This is a genomic window from Novosphingobium sp. SG919 (assembly GCF_012932495.1).
Classification (GTDB): domain Bacteria; phylum Pseudomonadota; class Alphaproteobacteria; order Sphingomonadales; family Sphingomonadaceae; genus Novosphingobium; species Novosphingobium rhizosphaerae.
The window spans coordinates 477926-501718 of the sequence record NZ_JABCNG010000003.1 but is presented as its reverse complement, the minus strand read 5'-3'; the positions used below and the strand labels follow the sequence as shown (position 1 = coordinate 501718).

Below are 23793 nucleotides of genomic sequence, written 5' to 3'. Positions count from 1 at the left end.
GGGCGTCAGCGCAGGCGCGAACGCGATTCGGCATAGTCATCCTCAACCCTGATCCCGCCGGTTTCGATCACGATCCGCTCGCCACCGCCTGCAAGGGCTTCGCGCCGGACACGGTCTTCGAACTGCCGGTCGTAAATGACCTCGATCCCCTCGTCGGTGACCATATGCTTGCGCCGCGGCCGGGGCACCGCTTCGCGGTCGAAATCGAACACTTCATTTTCGATCCGCGAGTTGCGCAGTTCCTTGTCGAAGGTGCTGCGGACCGGTGAGTCTTCGGGCAGCGGTCCGAACACGGCGGCAAGAAAGGGTTCGCGATTGCCGGGATCGAAGCCGGGCTGCGCCTGGACCGCGTCATAGACCCGCCGGTTGAGCTGGCTCATGACCGCAGGACCGAGCGTGCCGGCATGTTTCCGCGCGGTCTTCTTGGTGATTTCGGAGAGCGTCGTAGTGAGCTGGTCCGGTTGAAACCGACGCCGGGCACCGAGGAAGCCAGCAAAATAACGGGTGATCTTGCTTGGCGCCACGCGGTCGCGGACCGAGAGTTCGCCGCCGGCTCCCGTCAGGCGGATGATCGCTGCCTTTTGCAGTGCGTCTGGTGAACGCACGAAGGTGCTGGTCATCGCGGCGATGAGGGCGCGGCGCACATCCTCCTCTTCCTCGATCGTGTAGGAAAGCACTTCCTCATGGTCATACTTGATGATCGCGTACAGACGCTCACCCGCAACGTTGAGTACGAACATCAGGAACACGCCGACGCTCGCGGCAGCCGAGTGCATGGTGTTGAACAGGGTCGCGAGATCTTTGGTCTCTGATACGAAGCGGCTCGCATCTTCCTCGATCCGCGTCAAAGACGCCAGCACCGGCGATGCGGCGACGAAGTCGAACATCACGCCATTGGAGGCGGTCCGAATACGATCGACGAAGAAATCGGCATGATCGCCAGCATCTATTTCTTCGAGCAGCACGAGATTACCATCGTCGGGTCCGACAACATGGAAGATCATACGTTCGATGGCGATGTTATTGAGGTGATCGGGCTCGATCATATGGCACTCCCCTTTGCTCCTTCACCCGAGGTATGCCGAATTTATCACGTAGCCAATATCAATGATATATGTTCTTTATATGTTCTTTATATGTTCTTTTTAATTTTGTCAACTTCGCTCGCGCACGGGCAATCGGCTGCTTTAGCGAAATCGGGGCTGATGGCCCGTCATCGGGATTCAGGCAGGAGGATCGCTGAAGAACTCCACCGCGACCGCCCGATCGACATCGTCCAGGCGGCTGCACGGGTCATGTTGGGGACACTTTGTCGATGACCACGAACCGGCGATTGGCTGTGTTTGATATCCATAAAGCGCTTACCAACACCGGCTGACCGACTGCGCGCGCAATCCTTTGGACCAACGCACATATCTGCTAGCCTCGACGGCAATGCGAGACTCCGACGCCCTTAAACCAAATGATCTTCCGCGTCCCGCGACGAAGTCTTTTGAGCAGGAGCGCAGGGCCGAAGCGCTGGCGGTGGACCGGCTGTATGGCCCCCGCGCACCGCTTCATGTCGCCGAGCGGATCGGCGCGCTTGCGCCGGCGGGCGTTCGGGCCGGAATTGCGCGTTGGAAAGAGATTGCTGCGCGGCTCGAACTGCTGATGACCCAGCGCAACCTGCCGTCGCAATGAGCGGCAGCGACGCATCGATTGCAGTCTATGACGCGCAGGCGGGCGACCTTGCCGCGCGCTACGACGACCCTGCCTTGCTCCGTATCCACGATCCAATCCTCGGCATGCTCCCCGAACAGGTGAGCGATGCGGTCGCACTCGATGTCGGAGCAGGTTCCGGGCGTGACGCCGCATGGCTTGCGTCTCGCGGCTATGAGGTGGTTGCAGTCGAACCGGCGGCTGGCATGCGCGCCGAAGGCCAGCGCCGCCATGGCGCCAGCATGATCCGCTGGCTTGACGATCGCCTGCCCGGCCTCACAAAAGCCCATGCACTGGGTCTCGCTTTCGATCTGATAATGGTCTCGGCAGTCTGGCAGCATGTTGCACCCGCCGACCGGATGCGTGCCTTCCGCAAGCTCACCACCTTGCTCAAGCCCGGCGGTCTCCTGATCCTGTCGTTGCGCGAAGGCGAAGCCCCCGCCGACCGGCCGATGTTTGCGGTGAGCTTCGGCGAGGTCGAAGCACTCGCAAGGATAAACGGCATCGAGGTGCTGCGCGCGGCGCCGAGTGGCGACCGGATGGGACGCGGCGATGTGTCCTGGACCCATGTCGTGCTGCGCATGCCTGATGATGGCAGCGGCGCGCTCCCACTGATTCGCGGCATCATTCTCGGCGACGACAAGAGCGCGACATACAAGCTTGCGCTGTTGCGTGCGGTTGCGCGGATCGCCGATGTCGCGCCTGCCACCGCAACGCCGTCTGTGACCGAAGCCGATGCGGTCGACGTGCCGTTGGGTCTCGTCGCGCTCAACTGGCTGCGCATGTATCTGCCGTTAGTCCGTGCCGGTTTCCCGCAGATGCCGCACAATGCCGGTCCCGATGGACTGGGATTCGCCAAGGCTGGGTTCCGTGCGCTGCTCGACGATTACTTGTCGGGTATCGATCTGCGGCCCGGAGCCAGTTTCAGCGGCCCCCGTGCGGCGGCGGTCGCCAGCGCGATCGGCGATGCAGCCGCGACCATCGCAACCATGCCCGCCAATTTCACGCGCTTTCCCGGCAGCGACCAGCGCGTGTTCGGTGCGAACCGGATGCGCGCCCCGCGCACCCGCCAAGCGCTCATCCTCGATTTGGCGACGCTACGGCAATGGGGCAGCCTCAACGTGCCCGGCCATGTCTGGCGGGCGCTGACCCGGCTCGGCGCCTGGATCGAACCAGTGCTGATCTCCGAATGGGCACGACTGATGCGCGGCTATGCCGATCGCATGGAGCTTGCCTTGCCCCTCGGCGCCCCTGAAGCTGCCCTTGTCTGGGAAGAGCCGCAACGCGATACCTTGCTCGCCCGCCACGCGGCGGCGCGTATCCGCGAAGGCAGTGCCACGATCGCCTGCATCTGGACCGGCAAGCCAGTCCCCGACACGCAGCTCGACATCGACCATTGCCTGCCCTGGTCGGCATGGCCATGCGGAGACCTCTGGAACCTGATGCCCTCGACCCGACGCATCAACCAGCACCATAAGCGCGACCGGCTCCCGACGCGCGACGCGATGGCGGCGGCTCGCCCCTTTGTGTTCGATTGGTGGCAGCGCGCCTGGCTCGACGATGGCGCGCTGGGGCCGAGATTTCTGCGCGAGGCCGCCGCCGCGCTGCCAATCGACGACGTGCCTGACCTTGATGGAATATGGTCGGCACTGGAATGGCGGCGGTTGCGCCTGCGGCAGGATCAGCAAGTGCCTGAATGGGGCGGTGTCACCGAACGTCAATCCCCGCTTCTGGCTGGAGCGAACCCATGATCCCGCGTGCCTTCGAGGATATCGGCAGGAGCGATCTCGAAGCCTTGTTTGCAAATCAGGTTGCCGAGCGGCGCACGCTCGAGTTCAAGCGCGAGCTTCCTGGAAACTCGGAAAGCGCACGAAAGGAATTCCTCGCCGATGTGACCTCCTTCGCCAACGCTCAGGGCGGCGATCTCCTGTTCGGCATCGATGCACCGAAAGGCGTCGCTACGACCATAGCCGGGCTGGAAGTCGAGGACACCGACAAGGAAGTGCTGCGCTGGGACGAGATATTGCTGGCCGGCGTCGAGCCTCGCATGCCCGGGGTGAAGCTGCGCTGGATCGATTGCGGTGAGGCCGGCGGCGTCATGCTGATTCGGATACCCGCCAGCACGATCGCGCCGCACAGGGTCATCTTCAAGAACAGCAACCGGTTCTTCGGCCGTGCAAGCAACGGCAAATATGAGATGGACACGCAGGAACTACGCGACGCCTTCACCGCGAGCGAGGCGCTCCCCGCGCGGCTCCGAGCTCTGCATCTTGACGCGGTCGATGCTGCGACCCGCGGCGAACTCCCGATTTTCCTCGGCGATGATCCAACGGCGATCGTCTCGCTCATTCCGACGACGATTTTCCGCGAGGTACGCGATCTCGATGTAACCCCCGAACATGCCCTCGCCCCGCACAAGCCCTCGGGATATATAGAATCGATTCGCATGATCGAGGGCCTGCTGCTGCACACCAATCCGGGAGAGCAGGGCGCGGTCCGCTCCTATTCCGTCACCCATCGCACCGGCCGCACCGACATGGTGTGGACGATCGGGCGCATCGTCGACGAACTTAGCGAGGAAAAGGTGAAGCTGGTCTGGCCCAAGCGGTTCGAGGATGGACTGCTCGATGCAGCTATCTCGGGCGTGGCCTGGCTCAGCCACTATGGGGTCGACGGTCCATGGCTGGTCATGGCCACACTGGTCGGCATCAAGGACTATCATCTGGTCGAGTCGAAAGAGCACTGGTCGGCCCCGGCCTGGCGCGGACAGGTGACGCTACCGCCCTTAGTGGTCGAAATGATGAACCGCGCCGCACTGCTGCCACTGTTGCGCCGCTTCTGGCTGGCATTCGGTCTCGAGCGTCCTGCCAATCCATTCGCGGACCCTCGATAATCACTGCACAGCCATGGGCTTCCAGCGTAAGTGAGCCCAATGGACCTGTTTGACGACATCCCTCGAACCGAGCACCGGACGCCGCGCGCCGAAGACACCAACTACAGCTACCTGAACCAGTCGGCACGGCCCGAAGCGGCGGCGGTCCGCGCGTTTCTTAATGATTGCCTGTCGCGTTATCCGGCGGATCACCGGGGTGATCTGGTGAAGCGTCTGCGGTCGATTGACACGACGCATGGCGCCGCTCTGTTCGAGTTGCTGGTGCATGAGCTGCTGATCCGGTCAGGCCACACGATCGTCGAGGTCGAGCCGGTCATCGAGGGAAAAAGCACCAGCCCCGATTTTCTCGTGCGCGCCCCTGATGGCACTGAATTCATCGTCGAATGCGTGATGACGAATGGCGAGTCGATGGACGCGGCCGGTGCGCAGCGCAGGCTGACCACCGCGCTTGATGCCGCTGCTGAGGTGCCGAGCCCGGTTCATTTCATTGCCGTGAAGGTCCAGGGTGTTCCGACCCAGCCGATCAGCCTGAAGGCGCTGCGCCGCGTACTCGCACGGTGGATCGCGCAGCTTCCGGAGGACGAAGCCGCCGCCAAACGTGCGAAGCCACTGATCCATAGCCAGCATAGCCTGAAGCTCATTTTCTCGGCGATGGTGAAACGCAAGAAAGCCTATGCCGAGGGCGATCGTAGCATCGGCGCGACATCCTATGGCATCAGGATGGCTGTCCCGGGCGATGACCTTCGTGGTTCGCTTCTCAAGAAGGCGAATCGCTATGGCGCATTGCCTGTGCCCTATGTGATCGCGTTCAACGCTGCAGGAGATGCCGCGGGCGAGCGCGACCTGCTCGACGCACTGCTCGGATCGACGGTTGGCATCCTGCGCCGCACCTCGCCTGATGACGAAGGCACGCTGGAGGCCGGGCGGGGCAATAACGGTGTGCTGCATGATGGCCGCCGGGCGAGAAAGCGCGGCGTGAGCGCTGTTCTCGCTTTCGATCATCTCAGCGCGTGGCGTCCCTGGGGCCGCGGCGCGCGTATCGTTCACAATCCTTGGGCCCACCGCCCCCTACCGAACATTCCGCTACCGATCGACCAGCTCAACCCTGGCGATGGCGAGTTCGTGAAGACTGAAGGCCGGTTCGACGCCGCGACCTTCGGTCTCGATGCGGACTGGCCAGGCTAAGGCACACCGCCTCTGGGGCTCACGTCATTATAATCGAAGCGCTGGCGTAGGACGTGATCTTCCGCCAGCCGAGCGTTTCGTAGAGTGCCCGACCATCGTCGGTGGCGACCAGCAGTTCGAAACTGTCGAGATCGCGCATAGCCTCGTGCAAGGTCTGCATGAGGACATGACCCAAGCCTTTGCGACGATGCTCTGGCTCGGTCACGATGCGGTCGTAGACGAAGACACCATCTGTCTCGGCCCCGTAGCCGCTGGCTGCCAAGATGCCGGTGTCTGTGACAATGCGGACCGACGTCACGGGGCCAGATTGCTCGACCGCGATGGAGTATCCATCCGCGAGTTGCCTGCGCGGCATCATGCCATTAGCTCGCATCACATGACTTGGCGCATGGATAGTCCAGTGTGCTGGCATCGCGGCACGCAAGGCCTCCGACGTTTCACAGACCTTCACGAACTGGCGTGACTGATGGATCGTGCGGGCAAGATCCCTGAGCCCATCGCTGATGCACGGAAACACCCAGCGGACCGTTTCGGTTTCCGATCCGGTATCGACGCGGAAGCCGCCATGCTCGGCGATTGGCATGGGTAGCCCGCGCGCCAGCGATCGCGCGGTGAGCCAAGCATACAGCAGGTGCGGATCAAGGCCTTCGTTGTTCATCATGTGCCTCGCACACCGAATTGTGCCTTTAGGGATGGCCATACCGTGAAGGTCTGCCAGTCCGCTTGGTATTGCCGCCGGCTGTCAACTGGCTGCCTTGTTGCCCTCATCGAGTGCATCGACAAGCATCGCGGCCAGCGACTCTTCCGCACGCGCGCGTGCGGCCGGATCCTTGGCGGCCAGATCGTTGCGAAGCCACTGCGGTGCACGTTCAATCACGCCGAGAATGCGGGTCTTGGTCTTGTCGTCCATAGCTGACCCTATGGCGACGCGGCTGGCGCGGGGCAATGCGCTGGCGATGGACGGTGGAAGCGATGTTGCCGGCTGCTCAGTCTGTGTCGTCGGCATCGGCAAATGCTCGCTGTCCACGCCGCCGCCACAGCGTGAGTTGGTTGCCGGTGTCGTCGGTCCGCAGTTTCGCCGCCGCCTCGACCAGGAGGCCAAGAATGACCGCGCGATCATCATCGGTCAGTTCGACGAGGCCAGCCTTGGCAACCAGCCCGCCCAATTCGATCAACTGCCGCGTGCGCTCGCGACGCTTCACCTGCCAGGCTCTTGTGTCATGCCGTGCCTGTTGCAGGGCCAGTCGATGGCGCGCGCTGGTCGTGCGGCGCTGCTGACTGCGCGTTGTCGCCAGTGCGCTGGCCAGAAGCCTGTTCGGTCCGCTCGCCAGAAAAGAACGCAGCGCCGCGTTTGCGCCATCCCTCCCGTCGCGTTGGATCGGTGATGGCGGCAATCGACAGCAGCGCGCCGGCTAGTTCCTCGATGGTCAGCGCATCGGCGCCGGTCGCTTCGACCAGTTCGCCGAGGTGGCTCTGCTTGCGTGCCTTGAGTTGCTTGGCCTTGGCGGTAAGCGCCTTAAGGTCCTCGTCATAGTTACGGGGTTTGCGCATGTCTGGTGTCCTGTGACGGCGTTCGATTGCGCCGTGAGGTCTTCCAGTTATCGGCCTTGACGATCAATGCCAATTGCTTGAAACCTCATGGGATTCTGCCGTCCCGAGAATGATGAAATCTTTTGAGGGCGCGCTTATACGTCGTGCCGACGTGCGCTTTTGGGCGTAACTAGACGATCGCCATGGCGATCTACCACTTCTCGGCCAAAGTCATTTCGCGCGGTGCCGGCTCGAGCGCCGTGGCCGCCGCTGCCTATCGCTCGGCCGATCGGCTCTATGATGCGCGGCTCGATCGGCACCATGATTTCTCCAACAAGACCGGCGTCGTGCACAGCGAAGTGATGTTGCCCGATGGCGCGCCAGAAGAATGGCTCGACCGGGCGAAGTTGTGGAACGACGTCGAAGCGGTCGAAGTGCGCAAGGACGCCCAGCTTGCCCGCGAGATCGAGTTCGCCATTCCGCGTGAGATGACCCAGGCCGATGGCATCGCGCTGGCGCGAGACTTTGTGCAAAAGGAATTCGTCGATCGCGGCATGGTCGCCGATCTCAATGTGCACTGGGATGTCGGACCCGACGGCCTTGCCAAGCCCCATGCCCATGTCATGCTGGGGATGCGCGAAGTTGGAGAAGATGGGTTCGGCGCCAAGGTGCGAGAGTGGAACAAGACCGAGCTGCTGACCCACTGGCGCGAAGCTTGGGCCGAGCACGTCAATGGCCGGCTGGCCCAGCTCGATATCGACGCGCGGATCGATCACCGCAGCTTGGAGGCCCAAGGCATCGATCTCGAGCCTCAGAACAAGATCGGTCCAGCCGCCGCACGCATGGCCCAGGAAGGCCTGGTCCGCGAGCGGCTGGAAGAGCATTTTGCCATTGCCAGAAGCAATGGCGAGAAGATCCTCGAAAACCCCGGCATCGCGCTCGATGCCATCACCCACCAGCAGGCTACGTTCACCAGCCGCGATCTCGCCACCTTCGTGCATCGGCACAGCGACGGGAAGGACCAGTTCGACGCCGTGCTGGCGGCGGTGCGGTCCTCGCCCGATCTGGTGCGCTTGGGTCCTGACGGGCGCGGCGAGGAGCGCTTCACTTCGCGCGCCATGCTCGAGACCGAACAGCGGCTGGAGAAGGCCACGGCCAGGCTCGACGCACAGTGGCATCATGCCGTTCCTGACCGCCATATTGCCGCCGCGCTGGACCGCGCCGAAGCGCGTGGCCTGATGCTGTCGGTCGAGCAGCACCATGCGCTCGAGTATGTCACTGGACGTGGGGGTCTCGCCAGCGTCATCGGCTATGCCGGCACTGGCAAGAGCGCGATGCTCGGCGTGGCCCGCGAAGCCTGGGAGAAAGCCGGCTTTGACGTGCGCGGCATTGCCCTGTCCGGCATCGCTGCCGAGAACCTGGAAAACGGCTCGGGCATTGCCTCGCGCACCATAGCCAGTCTCGAGCACCAGTGGGCGCAGGGACGCGAGACCCTGAGACCCAATTCCATCCTCGTGATCGACGAAGCCGGCATGATCGGCACGCGCCAAATGGAACGCGTGATCAGCGAAGCGGAGGAGCAAGGCGCCAAGGTCGTGCTGGTCGGCGATCCGCAGCAGCTCCAGGCGATCGAAGCGGGCGCTGCCTTCCGCAGCATGGCCGAGCGGCATGGCGCCGTCGAGATTACCGAAGTGCGCCGGCAGGCCGAGGAATGGCAGCGCAATGCGACGCGGCACTTGGCCACCGGCCGCACTGGCGAAGCGATCGAAGCCTATCATGCCGCTGGTCTGGTGGTCGAATCGCCCACCCGCGAATCGGCACGCGATGCCTTGATCAAGCGCTGGGATGCCGATCGGCAGGCCCATCCCGAGGCCAGCCGGCTTATTCTCACCCACACCAATGCAGAATGCGATGAACTGAATGCGCAGGCCCGGGATCGCCTGCGCGATCATGGCACACTGGGTACCGATGTTGCGGTCGAGACCAACCGCGGCACCCGCTTGTTTGCCGACCAGGACCGCATCATGTTCCTGCGCAACGAACGCGAACTGGGTGTGAAGAATGGCATGTTGGGCACCATCGAGCGGGTTGATCGCACCGGCATGGCGGTGCGGCTCGACGATGGCCGCACCGTGGCGTTCGACCACAAGGACTATGCCGACCTCACCCATGGCTACGCCGCCACGGTGCACAAGTCACAAGGGGCTACGCTTGACCGGGTCCATGTTCTGGCGACGCCAGGGCTCGATCGCCATGGCGCTTATGTCGCGCTGTCACGGCATCGTGATCATGTCGAGCTGCATTACGCCAAGGCTGACTTCACCGACCGCGAGCGCCTGGCCCAGCGCATGTCGCGCGACCGGTCCAAGGACATGGCGCGTGATTACGCCGGCCAGGAGCAGGAACAACGAGCGCACAAAGCCGAGCCGACACTACAGTCAGCAACCAGTGCAGAACAACCCGAACGCAAGCAGGGGCGCTTTGCTGGGTTGCGGCTCAGCGTGCCCAGCTTTGCCAGGCCGCCGACCCAAGACCAGCAGGCACAGCGCGACAACACCAAGCCAACATTGGCCGCGGCGCAGCAGCACATCGGAACCAGGCCCAGCCTCGACCAGGCGGTCGAGCGCTATGCCCGCGCCACGGCGGAGATCGACCGCATGACCAGACAGCAGCTCCCTGCACTCGAATACCAGAAGACCGCGCAGGCCCGTGCGGCCCAGGCGCTCGACGCGCTGCCTGGCGGCAGTGCGCGCGATCTCGACACCGCGTTCCAGCGCAATCCCGGCCTCATGGCTGAGGCCGCCACCGGCCGCACCACTACCGCCATCCGCGCCATGCAGCTCGAAGCCGAGATCCGCGCTAATCCCGAACTGCGCGCCGATCGCTTCGTTCAGTCCTGGCAGCAGTTGCAGGCCAAGCGTGGCAGTCTCAGCGGCTCCAACAACCGCGAGGTACGCCAGCAGGTGGAAGGCCAGATGCGCGCCATGGCCAAGGGGCTGGAGAAGGACCACGAGCTGGGCAGTGCACTCAGCAAGCGCGGCAACCAGCTGATCGGCAAACAGTGGTCGCGGGAATGGTCGCCGAGCGTCAGTGGCCATGACATCAGCGAGGCCGCTCGGACCAGGTCCATCGCCCAGCAACTGACCCAATCGCTCGAGCGCGGGCGTGACCGGGGGCTGGGCCTGTGACTGAGGCTGCCGCCCATCGCTCAAGCCCCCAGGCCGACCTCGACCGCCCGGAACTCGCGTTCGAGGCGATGACGCACAAGCTGGCCGTTCTCATTGCTGCCGTCGAAGGCTTTGCGGCGCGGCAGCAGGAACTGCACAGCCGGGACTACACCGAAGACCTGGCCCGTATCCATGCGCGCCAGGACGCAGCAAACCACGCGATCAAGACGCTGGCCAGCAGGCCCGCGCTGCAACTGACGCCGGAGGCCATTGCCGGCCAGATCCATCACGCGACGGCCAAAGCCAGTGAGGTTGAACGACAGCACTTCGGCGCAGCGCGGATTGACCTGGATCGCACCGTCCTCACGATCAACAACATCGTGCAATCCATCCTGAGGGGGCTTCAGCAACTGCGCTGGCTGGGTATCGCGGCAGCCACCGGTGTGGTCGCCGGCTTCATGCTGGGTTGGGTTGTTCCGGACTGCGTCGACCAAGCCGCGCCGGAAAGCTGGCACTGGCCAGAGGAGCGTGCGGCCAGCCTTCTCCAGCGTGATGGCTGGGCAGCTGGGGAGCGGATGCTTCAAGTTTATGATCCGCAGCGGTGGCGGGCGTTGCGGGAAGCCGCCAGCGTTTGGGCGAGCAACGCCAAAGCGTTGGATGATTGCCAGCGGCGTGTCGCGGAGGTCGGAAAGGGCGTGACCTGCTCAATCTCGGTAGACGATCCGCAAAGGTAGGCACAGGACCGATTTCGTCCGGGATTGAGGACGAACCGGAAGGGCAGATCACGACATGCGAAGGCCGGAAAGCTGCCGTTCCAAGGGCGGCAATGAGGGCAGCAGACGACCAGATACTGCCGTTCGCCTGAAGCGGTGCGAATGTCCAGATCAGACAGAAACTGTCAGACAGCAAGCGCTCCAACACCGCCTTTCCATCAACATAGCGCAATTCAGCTGCCCCGCATCAGCCTCGTTTGTAGGAAGGTATTCAGCTCAGATTGATGATGCAGTGATATAACCCCCAATCGCGATAACCACGGCGGCGAAACCGAGTTCGAGGAGCCCCTTGCGGGTGCCAAGAACCTTGCCCAGCGCTATGCCAACAACCACCCCAACGACACCTCCCATGACCAGCAACGCCGTCACGCGCCAGTCGACCATCCCTGACAGGGCATAGGACGTGGCGGTGGTGAACCCCAGCGCACTGACAACAACGAGCGACGTGCCGATCGCGAACGGCAGCGGCATCGCGGTCGCCACGACCAGTCCGGGTACGATCAGGAAGCCACCGCCGATTCCGAAAAAGCCTGCTGCAAGTCCGACGCCTAGCCCGATAGGAACCAGACGCGGCAGCAGCGTCACGGCGCTTTGCCGGGTCAACCGCACATCGGGGGATTCCGCCGTGCGACGCGTGCGCAGCATGGACAGCCCCACACCAATCATCAGCAGCCCGAACAGGACAAGCAGCCGCTTGCCGTCAAAGGTCTTGCCCAATTCGGCCCCAAGCGCGGCGCCGATCATGCCCGACGCCGCGAAAACGCTAGCACAACGCCACTTCACGCGGCCCGCGCGCGCATGGCCGATCAAGCTGGCCAGTGCGTTGACCGTGACGGCGACTGCGGCTGTCCCAATCGCAGCGTGCGGGGATCCGATGCCGACGACATAGATCAGAAGCGGCACGGCGAGGATCGACCCACCCCCACCGACGAGGCCAAGTATCAGGCCGATGACGCCGCCCGATAAGAGGGTCGCAAGAATAGTGGCGGCAGGCATGATTGCCTCAGGCCGCCGCGCGCCGGTTCCAGGGCATGACGCGCAGCAGGTTTGCCATGCCGCACCATCCCGTGACACCCGCGACCATCAGCCCCGCCCCCACGAACGCCGACAGCCCGAAGAAGCCGGGAGCGACGAACATGCCGAGCAGGACGCCGGCCAGCACAAGCGCACCGGCGGTGATCTGTACCTGTCGCATGATTTCCAACGGTTGTGATCGATCGGCGACAACGGGCTGCCCCGCCTGTCGCCACCCTACGATACCGCCTCCGAGGATGTAGGCCGGTGCACTACCCGCTGCCGCACCAAGCTGCGCGGCATTGGCAGCGGTGCGCATCCCCGATTTGCAGTGGAACACGACCGGGCGGCCGTCACCCGGCAGATCGTCGATCCGGTCGAGCGGCACATTTATCGCGCCGGGAATGCGCTCACGCGCATGTTCATCGGCCCCGCGAATGTCGATCAACCACGCGCCGGCATCGATCGCGGCGCGAGTGTCGGCGGGGGAAAGAGTTGCAAGCGTCATCGCATCAATCCTTGCAGTAGAGCTGGTACAGGGTGCCAAGCAGCGTTTCGACACGCGCATCCGCAATGGCGTACCAGAGCGTCTGGCTCTCCCGCCGGTAGGTGACGAGACCTTCATCGCGCATCTTTGCGAGGTGTTGTGAGCAGGCCGACTGAGACAGGCCGACATCGCGTGCCAGATCGCCGACCGTCACCTCGCCATGCTCAACCAGCTTGCACAGCAGCATCAGCCGGCGTGCATTGCCAATCGCCTTCAGCGTATCGGCAACCTGTCCGGCCTTCGCTTCGAATGTCGCCAGGTCCATCGGCGGTTTGAGCATGATTGTCACTCCATTAGGTCTTGCTTATGTAGCATGTTCTAATATATTAGCAAGGGCTAACGGAGGACATCATGACCCACCCCTTCATCCAGGCATTCTTCGACGAGCCGACGAACACGATCAGCTACCTCGTCGGCGATCCCGGCTCGCGGACGGCGGCGGTGATCGATCCGGTCCTTGACTTCGATATGGCGAGCGGGGTTGCCGATACGCGATCGGCCAAGCGCATCGTGGCCTTCGCCCGTGACCATGACTGGCATATTGCGATGGTGCTGGAAACGCATGCGCACGCCGATCATCTGTCGGCGGCCCCTTATATCAAGGCGCGTACCGGCGCATGGACTGGGATTGGCGCACATATCCGCGACGTGCAGAAGATCTTTCGTCCCGTGTTCGCGATGGACGACCTGCGGACGGACGGATCGGACTTCGACCGCCTGTTTGACGATGGTGATCGCTTCTTGATCGGCGAGCTAGAAGTCGAGGTACTGCACGTCCCCGGCCACACTCCGGCCGATGTTGCCTATGTGATCGGTGATGCGGCATTGGTCGGAGATACGCTGTTCATGCCTGATTACGGCACCGCCCGTGCTGATTTTCCCGGTGGTGACGCCCGCACGCTCTACCGTTCGATCCGCCGCTTGCTGGCGCTACCGGATGCGACGCGGCTGTTCCTGTGCCACGACTACAAGGCACCGGGGCGCGACGACTATCGCTGGGAGACGACGGTTGGCGAGCAGCGACGGTCGAGCGTCCACGTGCATGACGGCGTCAGCGAGGATGAATTCGTCGCCATGCGCGAACAGCGCGATGCCGGACTATCTGTGCCCAAGCTCCTGCTTCCTTCAATCCAGGTCAACATCCGCGCGGGCTACTTTGAACAAGCGGAGGCTAACGGCGTCACCTACCTCCGCATCCCGGTGAAGTGGAAAGAGGATTGAGGGTTGGGGCGTCATGCCCGTTTCTTCCCCTACGCCATCGCTCGAAACGCCCGGTGTTCGGCTGCAAGCTGTCCTTTTGACGCAAATCTCGGAATGGGGGCAATGTCCCAGCCCTCGTCATTGAAGCGCTCTACTGCGATGGTGAACGAAAGACGGGTTCCGACGCCCCAGACTGCGTCGCGGAACGACCAGTGTGAGGGCGGCAATCGCCAAAGCGAAGGGACTCGGCCACCATTGTGGAAACGGAAATCTCGTTTGATGGTCATTCCAAGTAATATGCGCCGCTGCCTTTATCTCTCCAGGTTTGACATTTGCGATGGAGCCCGCACGCCGGAGATGGTCTTTTCGGGAAGACGTAAGAAGCCGGTCATTAGCGATTTTCGAGGCCAATGCCGGCTTGGATGATAGATCAAAGAAGCATGTTGAAGGCAATCTGCAGGCTATGCACTACCCTTTCCATCCTAAGGATGGAAAGGGTAGTGCATAGATGCAAAGCTGTCAAATTGCCCTTGCGGCAGCTGCTCAAAGAATCTTGACAAGATTACCTCCAGCGATATAACCCTTGTCCTAAGGACAAGGGTTATATCGCTGGATCATATGATCGAGACCGAGCAGCAGATTTCAACGCCTTTGCGTCATAGCCTTCGCGTGACCAAACTGGCCCAAGCGCTGCTCGCCGAGCTCGATCAGCAGGACAAGCCAGTCCTCAGCAACTATGAGTTATTCCGCATCGTCGTAGCCCTCTACCAACGCGGGAACGTACCTTACCTTCGGGATAGGCTGCCGACGCGCGTAAGCTTCCGGCGTACTCGCGAGATTTTGCGTGTGCATGGCCATATTCGCCCGGATATCGATTATGCTAGCCAATGGCGCATTGTCTCAAAGCCCGACCTCTCTCCAGAGGAACTGGTCTGCAGCATCGACCCATTTTGTTACGTCAGCCACTTATCGGCCATGCAGCGATATGGCCTGACCAACCGCAGACCCGAAGCACTCCTCATGACGCAGCCCACCCCGAAATTGCGCCGGGAGATGCTCGACAGCAAAATGGAAGCGGATTTCGGTGACGTCTTTTTCGATCTGGACCATGACGTTGAACGCCTAAAGGCCGTCACCCATCCAGATATCGTTCGCGACCGCCGCCTCTCCCTCGTCGCCACGAAATTCTACCGTAATTTCATGAATGTCCGAGGAAGCTTCGTTCGCATCGCAACGATCGGGCAAACCTTCCTTGAGATGATCGATAGCCCTGATCTTTGCGGCGGAATGCTCCATGTCATGGATGTCTGGCGGGAACATGCCGGAAATTTCCTCGATGAAATCATCGAGGTTGTTGGGAGTTCTGAAAAGCCTATCCTCAAGGTCCGGGCAGGCTATATTCTGGAAGGTGTTCTAGGAATCGACGATCTCCGTGTTCAAGAATGGCTTGCCTATGCCCAGCGCGGATCAAGCCGCGTGCTGGACCCAGGCAAGCCATTTTCTCCGATTTTCTCCGAAAAATGGATGCTTTCGCTAAATGCCTGACGCCGTGCCGGTCGAAAAGACGATCCAGGTCAATATCGAGGATTGGATCGACCGGGCCAAGGCCGATCCGGTGGCCTATGTCGAGCGCCAGGCAACCGAAGTGTTCCTGGCGGCCTTAGCCATGACACCACGCTTCTCCCGCGAGATATTTCTCAAGGGCGGGATCCTGATGGGGGTGGTTTATGGTAGCCCCCGCCAAACTGGCGACATCGATTTTACCGCAATCAGCGAGCCCGAACCAGCGATCGCCGATGCACTCAGGGATGAGTTGAACGCTGCATTCCCCCGCGCAGCAGCGCGCCTGGGTTATCCAGACCTGCGATGTGCGGTCCAGTCATGCCGCTATCTGCCGTCTCGTGCAAAATTTGCCGAGTCAACCGGCCCAGCTCTGAAGGTCAAAATTGGCTATGCCCTGCGCGGATCGCCTCAGGAGCGTCATTTCGAGGAGGGCAAATCATCACAGATCCTTGAGGTCGATATCTCCTTCAAGGAGCCGGTCGGCGCGATCCAGATTGTCACATTTGGCGACGGCGCCGCAATTGGAGCTTACTCGCTTCACGACCTCATTACCGAAAAAATCCGCGCACTCCTTCAGCAGGAGAAGCGCAATCGGGGCCGTAGGCAGGATTTCTACGACATCGCCTCCTTGCTCAAGCGCTTCGAGTTCGATGAAAGCGAAAAGGCACGCCTTCTCAAGCTTCTTTACGAAAAATGCGCCGCGCGCACCATGAATTGCCCAACACCCGAGCCGGAATCATTGGCCAGGCCCGAGGTGCGTGATCGTGCCTTTAAAGAATGGGCGACCCTTGAGATCGAAATCGGCGCCTTGCCTGATTTTGAGGAATGCTTCGCAATTGTCGATGCGTTCTATCGCTCACTTCCCTGGTCGCCAAAGCCGGATCAAGTTCTTATCTCGCCACTATGACCGATCAGTTCTCCCGTGATCGCTCCGCGAAGCTGACCGCCTTCTACCAAGCCTTTCGCACTGCGTTCGACGCGACGACAGTTAGTGGCGAGTTTATGAAATACCGCTAGTGGAGGCTGGTCTCCTACGCTTTTGACGCAAAAGTCCCGACATTGAAACGTACCGGATTTGTTGGAGGGCTTCTCGTATGCGATGAACGGAAGGAAGCTATTGATGAGGTGACAAGAGGCGTTGAATGTCCGCAATCGCGGCGGCAATTCCCTGACTGATGCTCGCCCGCTGTTGGCGGCTCACACCCGGACAACACAATTCGATCGGCAGCCAATAAGGCTACGACGTCGTACTACCCAGCCTTAAGCCGCGAACTTTAATCTTTTTCGACAGGCTGCTTTCGGGCTATCTTTCTGTCATGGCATTCGGCGTGTTCATCCATCGGTCTGATTCGATCTACGACGACACCCCGGCCGAGCGATACCAGTTTCCGAAACAGTATCTGGAACGCGCCCGAGCCTGCGTCGGCGACTGGATTATTTACTACGAGCCGAGAAAGGTTACAGGCACGCGAGGCTACTACGCAGTGGCCAAAGTCGAGCGGATCATCGCCGACCCGACAACGTCCGGCATGTACCTTGCTCTGATCGCGCCCGGCAGCTATCTGGATTTCGCAAGCCCTGTTCCATTTTCTGATGAAGATGGGCCTATCGAACGCGGCCTGCTCAACGAGGTTGGAGCCATTTCCGGGCGAGCTCAAGCAGCCGTTCGAGGCCTGTCTTCCAGCGACTTCAATCGTATCGTGGCCGCCGGACTGGCCGATGAGAAGCCGCTGCTGCCACGGACAGATTTGCTAATCGACGAACAAATTGTTCGTGAAGAGTCAGCCCCCTTTGTGTTCGATGAGGCTAGGGAACGCGTTTCCGCTATCGTTTCCCGCGTAGTGCGCGATCGCGTGTTTCGCCGAATTGTGTTGCGAGCCTATGATGAACGCTGTGCCGTCACCGGGCTAAAGCTCATCAACGGTGGCGGGCGGGCCGAAGTTGAGGCCGCTCACATCCGCCCCGTGGAAGCTAGTGGGCCTGACATTGTGAGCAATGGCTTGGCCCTTTCCGGCACCGCACATTGGATGTTCGACCGAGGTCTGATTGGACTGGACGACGACATGCGCATCATGATTTCGCGGCAAGCAAATGATCCTGACAGCATCCGATCGGTCATCAATGCCACGGGCCGAATCTTGCTGCCGCAGCGCGAAGCTGATCGCCCGCATCCGCAATTTCTCAGGTGGCACCGAGAGCACCGCTTCAAGCTCTGAAGCTGCTGCTGCATTTTCTGGGCGGTTGTCGCACCGAATTTGTTCCCCTCCTCCGGTGCCAATCGGCGCCGGAATGAGACGCGAGAACATGATCTGCGACTCGGCCGAATCGGGGATTGGATTCCGCTCGTGAGAACCGAACCGCGTCACATTTTTCTTGACAGGGGCACGCGTGATGGACCGATTTTCGAATCACACAACATACTGAAATCATATCAAATTGTTAGTTTATCAATTGGATTCCCGCTACCTCCAGTTCTCGGTCTCAGGACATCCCTAACAGCTTTACAAGCCGCTGAAATCTGCGGCATTTTTCAGGCCATCCGGCTCGGGAAGTCTCGCCTCATGCCATGGCTCGGGTTCGTGAATGCCGGTCGATCCGGGCATGCCCTATCCGTCAGGCCTGATCAGCCTGATATCCCGATCGGCCGCCCAGCTATGGATATCCTCGCGGCGCAGCGCGGTGCCCATGAGATCGGGGAACTCATCGGGGGTGCAGGCGAAGACCGGAATGTCCAGCGCGGCAACTTTTGCGGATAGCGCGGGATCATAGGAAGGGCGTCCGCTGTCGGTGAGTGCCAACAGCACGATGACATTGACGCCCGAAAGCACCAGGCGCGCCAGCCGGTCGAGCAAGGCCTCCGCATCGCCGCCTTCATAAAGGTCGGTAATCAAAACGAGATGCGACTTGGCCGGACGCTCGATGCGCTCTTCGCAATAGGCCACCGCGCGGTTGATATCGGTGCCCCCGCCCAGTTGGACGCCGAACAGCACTTCTACCGGGTCAGCCAGTTCTTCAGTCAGATCGACGATAGCGGTATCGAAGCAGACGAGCTTGGTCGCCACCACAGGGAGCGACGCCATGACTGCAGCAAAGATCGAGGCATAGACCACCGACGTCGCCATTGAGCCCGACTGGTCGACACAGAGCACGACTTCATCAAGGTCGGCAATACGGCGCTGCTGGCGCAGAAAGCCGACCAGCCTTTCGGGGACGATTGTGCCATGCTCGGCTTGATAATGCCGCAGATTGGCGCGGATCGTGCGCGGCCAGTCAATATCGGCAAAGCGCGGGCGATTGGTGCGGCGCGACCGATCAAGCGCGCCGCGGATCGCATCACCCGTGCGCCGTTCCAGCCGCTCCATCAATTCCGCCACGACTTTGGCAATGACAATGCGCGCGGTTTCCTTGGTCTTTTCCGGCATCACCGAGCGCAGCGCGACGAGATCGGCGACAAGGCTGACATCGGCCTCCACGGTGGCGAGGAATTCCGGTTCGAGCAGCATCTGGCGCAGGCCCTTGCGCTCGAAGGCGTCTTTCTGGATGACCTGAACCACCGGCGTGGGGAAGAACTCGCGAATGTCGCCCAGCCAGCGGGCAACGCGTGGGGCCGATGCACCGAGGCCTCCGCTGCCTTTCTTCCCGCCATCCTCCCCATCGCCATAAAGCGCGGAAAGCGCCTGCGCCATGCGCAGGTCGGATGCCGAGAGGGCCGATCGCTCGCTCTCGCTTTCCTCGACGCCCAAGGCCAGAGTCCAGCGGCGGATACGTTCGTCTTGGCTCATGCGGGTGCTCCCGCCTGCAAGAGAGCAAGAACGCGTGCCTCGTGCGCGGGCCAAAGCGTGGCGGCAGCAGGCAGCAGGCGATAGAGGCGCCCACCTCCGACATCGTCACGCCCCAGCGCGGCATCGGCCAGCCGCCGCCGCTCTGCCTTGTCGAGCCGCGAGAAGACGCGGCGCAACAGCGGCAGGCTCGCCACAAATGCTTCTTCCTCCAGCGCGCTGATCCAGGCATCGACAGCATCACGCAGCGGGTCATCGTGGATCAGTCGCTGGCCCATGCCGTCAAAGAAACCTTCAAAGAAGCCCGCCGCCTCGGCCACTGGCGTGCCGGGAGAGAGCATCCGCGAAAGCAAGGTGGCAGCCTCGTCGGCGGGAAGCCGATCCGCTTCAAAAAGCAGTCTTGCGGCAGCGCCGGACACCAGCCTTGTCGCCTGCTGATCGGCAATGACGGCCGCCAGCGCGGTATACCAGCTTTCCGCAATATCGCCGCCAAGCTCCGCCAGTGTGATAGCTCCATCGGCGGCAAGGATCGCCTCGCGCAGCGCCGCGGCCGCCTCGGCGTCCAGATTGCGCGCGGCATAGGCCAGCGCCAGCGATGCCTGCACCACGATGCGCGGCATCAGCGCGGCCAGATGTTCAACCGTGCCCGCGCGCGCCTCGCCATAGCGCAGGACATCGGCCATGGGTGGCAGCGCGACCAGCATGCCCGGGCAATCGCTAGTCAGCGCTGCCTTTTCTTCCATCAGGGCGATGCCTGCATCCGTGGCGCGTGGCAGATCGGCAATCATCGCGTCGCGAACCAGCCGCGCGAGCATGCCCAGATTGCCCTCGCCACGCATGGTTTCGAGCAGGCAATTGGCGGCCGCCTCGGCGATGGTCGAGCCATGGACAAGGTTCTCGACCAGCCGCACCGCATATTCGGGCTCCCAGCGCAAAAGCCAGTTCTCGCGAAACGTCCCGCGGCTACGCCCGGCGTCGGTCAGTCGCCCCCAGGGAATGCCCAGCGCCGTCAGGCGGTGGAGCAAGGCGGATCGGGCAAGGCCGCTTTCGCTGCGCAAGTCGAGCGTCAGAGCGCGTTCGAGCGCCTCGGGCTTGAGCCGCGTCGCCTTTTGCTGCCGAGCAAGATCTTCGAGCAATGGGGCAAGCGGGGTGCCACTGGGGATCACGCCAACGCCCGAACCGACCAGCAACTGAGCGGCAATGTCGTCCCACACCGCACGTTCGCCATGGCAAAGGCAGGCAATCGTGGCCTCGCGCATTTCCTCGAACCCCGGCGTGGGCCGGCCGCGCATTGCGGCCAGCGCAGTGCCAAGCCGCTGCGCTTCGATCAAGGCGGCGGTCGAAACGAAATGCCCCCTCTCGCGCAAGGTATGGGCGATCTTGGCGAGCCAGACCGCATTGCTATCCGCCGCCCCGCCGCTGTGCCACACATGCGCGCACCAGCCAGGCGCTGCCACACCAGCACCATAGCCACTGGCATAGGCAAGACGCGGCGTGGTCCAAGGCGCCCACGTGGCTTTGATCTTCACCTTGGCGCGGCCCTTGAGCAGAGCGCGGTCGGCGGCAAGACTGTGCTTTTCTGCCAGAGCAGGCACATGCCAGGCGCCGCAAACCACCGCCACCGGACCGGGGCTGTCCTTGGCGACGCGGGCGATCTCGATCCGCATATGCGCCTCGCGCGCAGCCTCGTAGGCCGGGAGCGGGCCGGATTCGCGTCGCAGCGCAGTCATGGCATCGGCAACTGCGGCAAAGACCGGGCCGGGAGAAGGGTTCTGCTCGATGACATCGGCCCACCATGATTCGCCATCATCATAGCCAGCAGCCTGTGCCAGCGAGCCGATTGGATCTTGGGCGATAGGGTTGGGCGGTATCTCTGGTGCGGCATTGTCCTCCTCGGCCAGACGGTCGGCGGCGGGGAGGTCGATAAAGAGCAAATCGGCGCCATGGGCCAGCGACCAGCGGGCCGCCTGGAACTCGGGCGAATATTCGGCGAAAGGGAAGAAGCTCGCGCGGGAGGGATCGTCCTGCGCATAGGTCAGCAGCGCGACCGGTGTTTCCAGCGCCGGATCGGCCAGCATCGAAAGCAGGTGCGTGGCGTCGGCCGGCCCCTCGATCAGCACCGCGCAGGGGCGTAGATCATCCAGCGCCTCAACCAGCCGCCGGGCCGAGCCTGGGCCATGGTGGCGGATACCGAAATAGGAGACCGGCGCGACCACAGGCTCACAGCATCTCGGTCAGCGAGGCATAATAGCCTTCAAAGCCGCGCCGCTTCTTGAGCACGGTTTCGAGATATTCGCCCAGCACCGCGCGGTCCTGCACCGGGTCTTTCACCACCGCGCCGATCATGTTGCTGGCCAGTGTTTCCGGCGTCAGCCTGCCATCGTTGAAGAAGGTTGCCTGACTGATGCCGCCCACCATCACGCCGATAGCTTCAGCCGTGGAAAGCCCGCCTGATGGCACTTTGAGCGCGACTTTGCCGTCTTCGGTCGAGCCTGCGCGCAGTTCGCGGAAGATCGCCACCACCCGGGCCACTTCCTCGGCCACATTTTTCGGCTCGGGCAGATCGAGGCTCTGCGCCATTTCGCCCACGCGCTTGACGATGATCGCCACTTCTTGCTGCGCGTTATCGGGCAAGGGCAGGACGACGACATTGAACCGCCGTTTAAGCGCCGAGGACAGCTCGTTCACCCCCTTGTCGCGGTTGTTGGCAGTGGCAATGACGTTGAAGCCGCGCGCAGCATAGACGGTGTCGTTCAGCTCGGGGATCGGCATCATCTTTTCCGAAAGCACGGTGATGAGCGTGTCCTGCACATCACTGCCCATGCGGGTCAGTTCCTCGAACCGGCAGAGCTTGCCGCGCTCCATCGCGCGCAGTAGCGGGGTGGGCACCAGCGCCTCGCGGCTGGGACCGTGGGCGAGCAACTGTGCATAGTTCCAGCCATAGCGAACCTGGTTTTCATCGGTGCCCGAGGTGCACTGGATCACCATCGTCGAATCGCCGGTGATCGCCGCAGCAAGATGTTCGGAAACCCATGACTTGGCGGTGCCGGGCACGCCGAGCAGCAACAGCGCGCGATCGGTGGCAAGAGTGGCGACAGCGGTTTCGATCAAGCGCTTGTCGCCGACATATTTGGGGGAAATGACGGCGCCATCCGCCGCCTTGCCGCCCATCAGATAAGTGACGACCGCCTGGGGCGAGAGCGCCCAGCCGGCCGGGCGGCGGCCAACATCGCCTGCTGCCAGCGCGGCCAGTTCGGCGGCGTGGGCCTGTTCGGCGGGCATCCGCAGCATCTCGCTCATGGATTGCTTCCTTCGTCGTTGAGCGCGGCGTTGAGCCGCAACAAATCAAGCCTTGGGTCCGATGCGATCAGCCCCGCATCCGTCAGCCGGCCCAGCGCCTCCGACGCTGCGGCGCGGGCGGACAGCAAGCCGAGCGCGGCCAATTCAGGCGCATGGTCGGCAGGCTTGGCATCCTCCTTGACCAGCGATGCTAGCAGCGCCTTGCCCGCAGCGGTGCGGATCGTGCCGGCGATCTCACCATCGCCTCCGGCCAAAGGCAGCGCGCGAAGGAAATTGCCCTCTTTTGCTTCCAGCATGCGCAGCGCCACTTGCTGTCGCCAGGTTGCGGACATGCGGGGCAGCAGCGGAATAAACGCCAGGATGTCGCTGCCTGGCTGCGACGCCAGCGCTTCGGCAACAAGGACGACCACCTCATCGGCAGCGCTGCGCTCCGCCATTGCCGCAAGGGCATGGTCGGCATGGGTGTCCTCGCCCCAAGGCCAGGCTGCGATCAGTTCTTCCGGGCTCAACGCGAGGGCTTGCGCCATGGCCGTCAGCGTCAGCGCCTCCATCAGCGCGCCGCGGCGGTTACGCTGCGCGGAGGTCTTCAATTCCTGCGGGACGATCCGCAGCGATTTACGCAGCCATCCGGTGGTTTTCGTGGAGAAGAACCCGGCGATCTCGCGGGCATCCTCGTCCACCGCACCGCCCTTTCCCAGCCGGGCCAGCAATGCCATCGCCCGCGCCTTGACGCGCGGCGCGCGATCGCCGGCCAAGGTTTCGAGCAGCGGGACGTCGGTGGCCGACAGCCCGGTCAGCAGGTCGAGAAAGAGCAGCCGCCGGTCTGGCGTCTCGCTGGCAATCTTGGCGGCGAGCAACGCCGATGCGCGCGCCGGATCGCGCCGCCGCAATTCGGCAAAGGCAACCCGCCTTGCGGCCGGACCGAAACGATCCCAGTTTTCCGGAGAGATTTCGTCCGTATCGGCGCAAGCGGCAGCCTGCGCCACCCAATCCTGCCACGCCGCATACGTGGCGGGAAGATCGTGCTCATTGGCGCCCGGCAACCAGTCGGCAGGATGCATGGTCCAACCGCGCCGGTCGAGCAGGGCCAGCAGGCCGCGGCGGTGATCCGCATCGCGCAGCGCGGCCAAGATGCGCCGGCAGC

Annotated in this window: 23 protein-coding genes; 11 read left to right on the top strand and 12 right to left on the bottom strand. The window is 62.6% G+C overall.

Features of this window, described 5'->3' with window-relative positions:
- Positions 1–5: 5 nt before the first annotated feature.
- Complete coding sequence (locus FHT19_RS15275; protein WP_169475780.1) at positions 6–1046, bottom strand: nucleoid-associated protein; 1041 nt, start codon at positions 1044–1046, stop codon at positions 6–8.
- Here FHT19_RS15275 and FHT19_RS15270 point away from each other — a divergent pair.
- From FHT19_RS15270 to FHT19_RS15250, 5 genes are all read left to right on the top strand, one after another.
- Complete coding sequence (locus FHT19_RS15270) at positions 1029–1319, top strand: hypothetical protein (RefSeq protein WP_169475779.1); 291 nt, start codon at positions 1029–1031, stop codon at positions 1317–1319. The genes FHT19_RS15275 and FHT19_RS15270 overlap by 18 nt on opposite strands.
- A 115-nt stretch (positions 1320–1434) precedes the next feature.
- Positions 1435–1680: a hypothetical protein gene (locus FHT19_RS15265; protein ID WP_169475513.1), complete on the top strand. Its 246-nt coding sequence runs from the start codon at positions 1435–1437 to the stop codon at positions 1678–1680.
- Positions 1677–3449 (top strand): methyltransferase domain-containing protein, encoded by a 1773-nt coding sequence (locus tag FHT19_RS15260; protein WP_169475778.1) that lies wholly within the window; start codon positions 1677–1679, stop codon positions 3447–3449. The genes FHT19_RS15265 and FHT19_RS15260 overlap by 4 nt, the downstream gene beginning before the upstream one ends.
- A complete protein-coding gene (locus tag FHT19_RS15255) occupies positions 3446–4591 on the top strand; it encodes an ATP-binding protein (RefSeq protein ID WP_169475777.1) in 1146 nt (381 codons plus the stop codon). Before FHT19_RS15260 ends, FHT19_RS15255 begins: the two co-directional genes overlap by 4 nt.
- 39 nt (positions 4592–4630) lie before the next feature.
- A complete protein-coding gene (locus FHT19_RS15250; protein ID WP_169475776.1) occupies positions 4631–5776 on the top strand; it encodes a hypothetical protein in 1146 nt (381 codons plus the stop codon).
- Positions 5777–5795: 19 nt separating this feature from the next.
- On the opposite strand, the gene FHT19_RS15245 is transcribed toward FHT19_RS15250, so the two are convergent.
- From FHT19_RS15245 to FHT19_RS15230, 4 genes are all read right to left on the bottom strand, one after another.
- Positions 5796–6437, bottom strand: coding sequence for a GNAT family N-acetyltransferase (locus FHT19_RS15245; protein ID WP_169475775.1), 642 nt, complete (start codon positions 6435–6437; stop codon positions 5796–5798).
- An 81-nt stretch (positions 6438–6518) separates the two neighbouring features.
- Positions 6519–6686 (bottom strand): DUF6771 family protein, encoded by a 168-nt coding sequence (locus FHT19_RS15240; RefSeq protein WP_169475774.1) that lies wholly within the window; start codon positions 6684–6686, stop codon positions 6519–6521.
- A 76-nt stretch (positions 6687–6762) separates the two neighbouring features.
- The gene (locus tag FHT19_RS15235; RefSeq protein ID WP_169475773.1) at positions 6763–6978 is read right to left on the bottom strand and encodes a conjugal transfer protein TraD; all 216 of its coding nucleotides are present in this window, start codon (positions 6976–6978) and stop codon (positions 6763–6765) included.
- 16 nt (positions 6979–6994) lie between these two features.
- Positions 6995–7327: a conjugal transfer protein TraD gene (locus FHT19_RS15230; RefSeq protein WP_169475772.1), complete on the bottom strand. Its 333-nt coding sequence runs from the start codon at positions 7325–7327 to the stop codon at positions 6995–6997.
- A 182-nt stretch (positions 7328–7509) separates the two neighbouring features.
- Here FHT19_RS15230 and traA point away from each other — a divergent pair, with 182 nt between their 5' ends.
- Together traA and FHT19_RS15220 are read left to right on the top strand one after the other, a co-directional pair.
- The gene (gene traA, locus FHT19_RS15225; protein ID WP_169475771.1) at positions 7510–10494 is read left to right on the top strand and encodes a Ti-type conjugative transfer relaxase TraA; all 2985 of its coding nucleotides are present in this window, start codon (positions 7510–7512) and stop codon (positions 10492–10494) included.
- Positions 10491–11207 (top strand): DUF6118 family protein, encoded by a 717-nt coding sequence (locus FHT19_RS15220; RefSeq protein WP_169475770.1) that lies wholly within the window; start codon positions 10491–10493, stop codon positions 11205–11207. Before traA ends, FHT19_RS15220 begins: the two co-directional genes overlap by 4 nt.
- Before the next feature lie 255 nt (positions 11208–11462).
- Here the strand turns inward: FHT19_RS15220 and FHT19_RS15215 are convergent, their stop codons facing one another.
- The 3 genes from FHT19_RS15215 to FHT19_RS15205 are packed head-to-tail and all read right to left on the bottom strand — an operon-like array spanning position 11463 to position 13087.
- Positions 11463–12242 carry a sulfite exporter TauE/SafE family protein gene (locus tag FHT19_RS15215; protein WP_169475769.1) on the bottom strand — a complete coding sequence of 260 codons (780 nt, stop codon included), beginning with the start codon at positions 12240–12242 and terminating at the stop codon, positions 11463–11465.
- Between the two features lie 7 nt (positions 12243–12249).
- The gene (locus tag FHT19_RS15210; protein WP_169475768.1) at positions 12250–12768 is read right to left on the bottom strand and encodes a rhodanese family protein; all 519 of its coding nucleotides are present in this window, start codon (positions 12766–12768) and stop codon (positions 12250–12252) included.
- 4 nt (positions 12769–12772) lie between these two features.
- Positions 12773–13087, bottom strand: coding sequence for a metalloregulator ArsR/SmtB family transcription factor (locus FHT19_RS15205; RefSeq protein ID WP_169475767.1), 315 nt, complete (start codon positions 13085–13087; stop codon positions 12773–12775).
- Positions 13088–13158: 71 nt separating this feature from the next.
- Here FHT19_RS15205 and FHT19_RS15200 point away from each other — a divergent pair, with 71 nt between their 5' ends.
- The 4 genes from FHT19_RS15200 to FHT19_RS15185 all read left to right on the top strand — a co-directional run bounded on the left by FHT19_RS15200 (position 13159) and on the right by FHT19_RS15185 (position 17786).
- Positions 13159–14028 (top strand): MBL fold metallo-hydrolase, encoded by an 870-nt coding sequence (locus FHT19_RS15200; RefSeq protein WP_169475766.1) that lies wholly within the window; start codon positions 13159–13161, stop codon positions 14026–14028.
- A 597-nt stretch (positions 14029–14625) separates the two neighbouring features.
- On the top strand, positions 14626–15552 hold the full coding sequence (locus FHT19_RS15195; RefSeq protein WP_169475765.1) for a hypothetical protein: 927 nt from the start codon (positions 14626–14628) through the stop codon (positions 15550–15552).
- Complete coding sequence (locus tag FHT19_RS15190) at positions 15545–16477, top strand: nucleotidyl transferase AbiEii/AbiGii toxin family protein (protein WP_169475764.1); 933 nt, start codon at positions 15545–15547, stop codon at positions 16475–16477. The genes FHT19_RS15195 and FHT19_RS15190 overlap by 8 nt, the downstream gene beginning before the upstream one ends.
- A gap of 409 nt (positions 16478–16886) precedes the next feature.
- Entirely contained in the window at positions 16887–17786 is a 900-nt protein-coding gene (locus tag FHT19_RS15185) for an HNH endonuclease (RefSeq protein WP_169475763.1), read from the top strand.
- A gap of 390 nt (positions 17787–18176) precedes the next feature.
- Here the strand turns inward: FHT19_RS15185 and FHT19_RS15180 are convergent, their stop codons facing one another.
- Genes FHT19_RS15180 through FHT19_RS15165 form a run of 4 tightly spaced genes read right to left on the bottom strand, consistent with a single transcriptional unit; the run spans position 18177 to position 23779 of the window.
- Entirely contained in the window at positions 18177–19352 is a 1176-nt protein-coding gene (locus FHT19_RS15180) for a VWA domain-containing protein (protein ID WP_169475762.1), read from the bottom strand.
- Positions 19349–21565 carry a DUF5682 family protein gene (locus FHT19_RS15175; protein WP_169475761.1) on the bottom strand — a complete coding sequence of 739 codons (2217 nt, stop codon included), beginning with the start codon at positions 21563–21565 and terminating at the stop codon, positions 19349–19351. The genes FHT19_RS15180 and FHT19_RS15175 overlap by 4 nt, the downstream gene beginning before the upstream one ends.
- A gap of 4 nt (positions 21566–21569) precedes the next feature.
- Positions 21570–22649, bottom strand: coding sequence for an AAA family ATPase (locus tag FHT19_RS15170; protein WP_169475760.1), 1080 nt, complete (start codon positions 22647–22649; stop codon positions 21570–21572).
- Positions 22646–23779: a DUF5691 domain-containing protein gene (locus tag FHT19_RS15165; protein ID WP_248290490.1), complete on the bottom strand. Its 1134-nt coding sequence runs from the start codon at positions 23777–23779 to the stop codon at positions 22646–22648. The genes FHT19_RS15170 and FHT19_RS15165 overlap by 4 nt, the downstream gene beginning before the upstream one ends.
- Between the last annotated feature and the right edge of the window lie 14 nt (positions 23780–23793).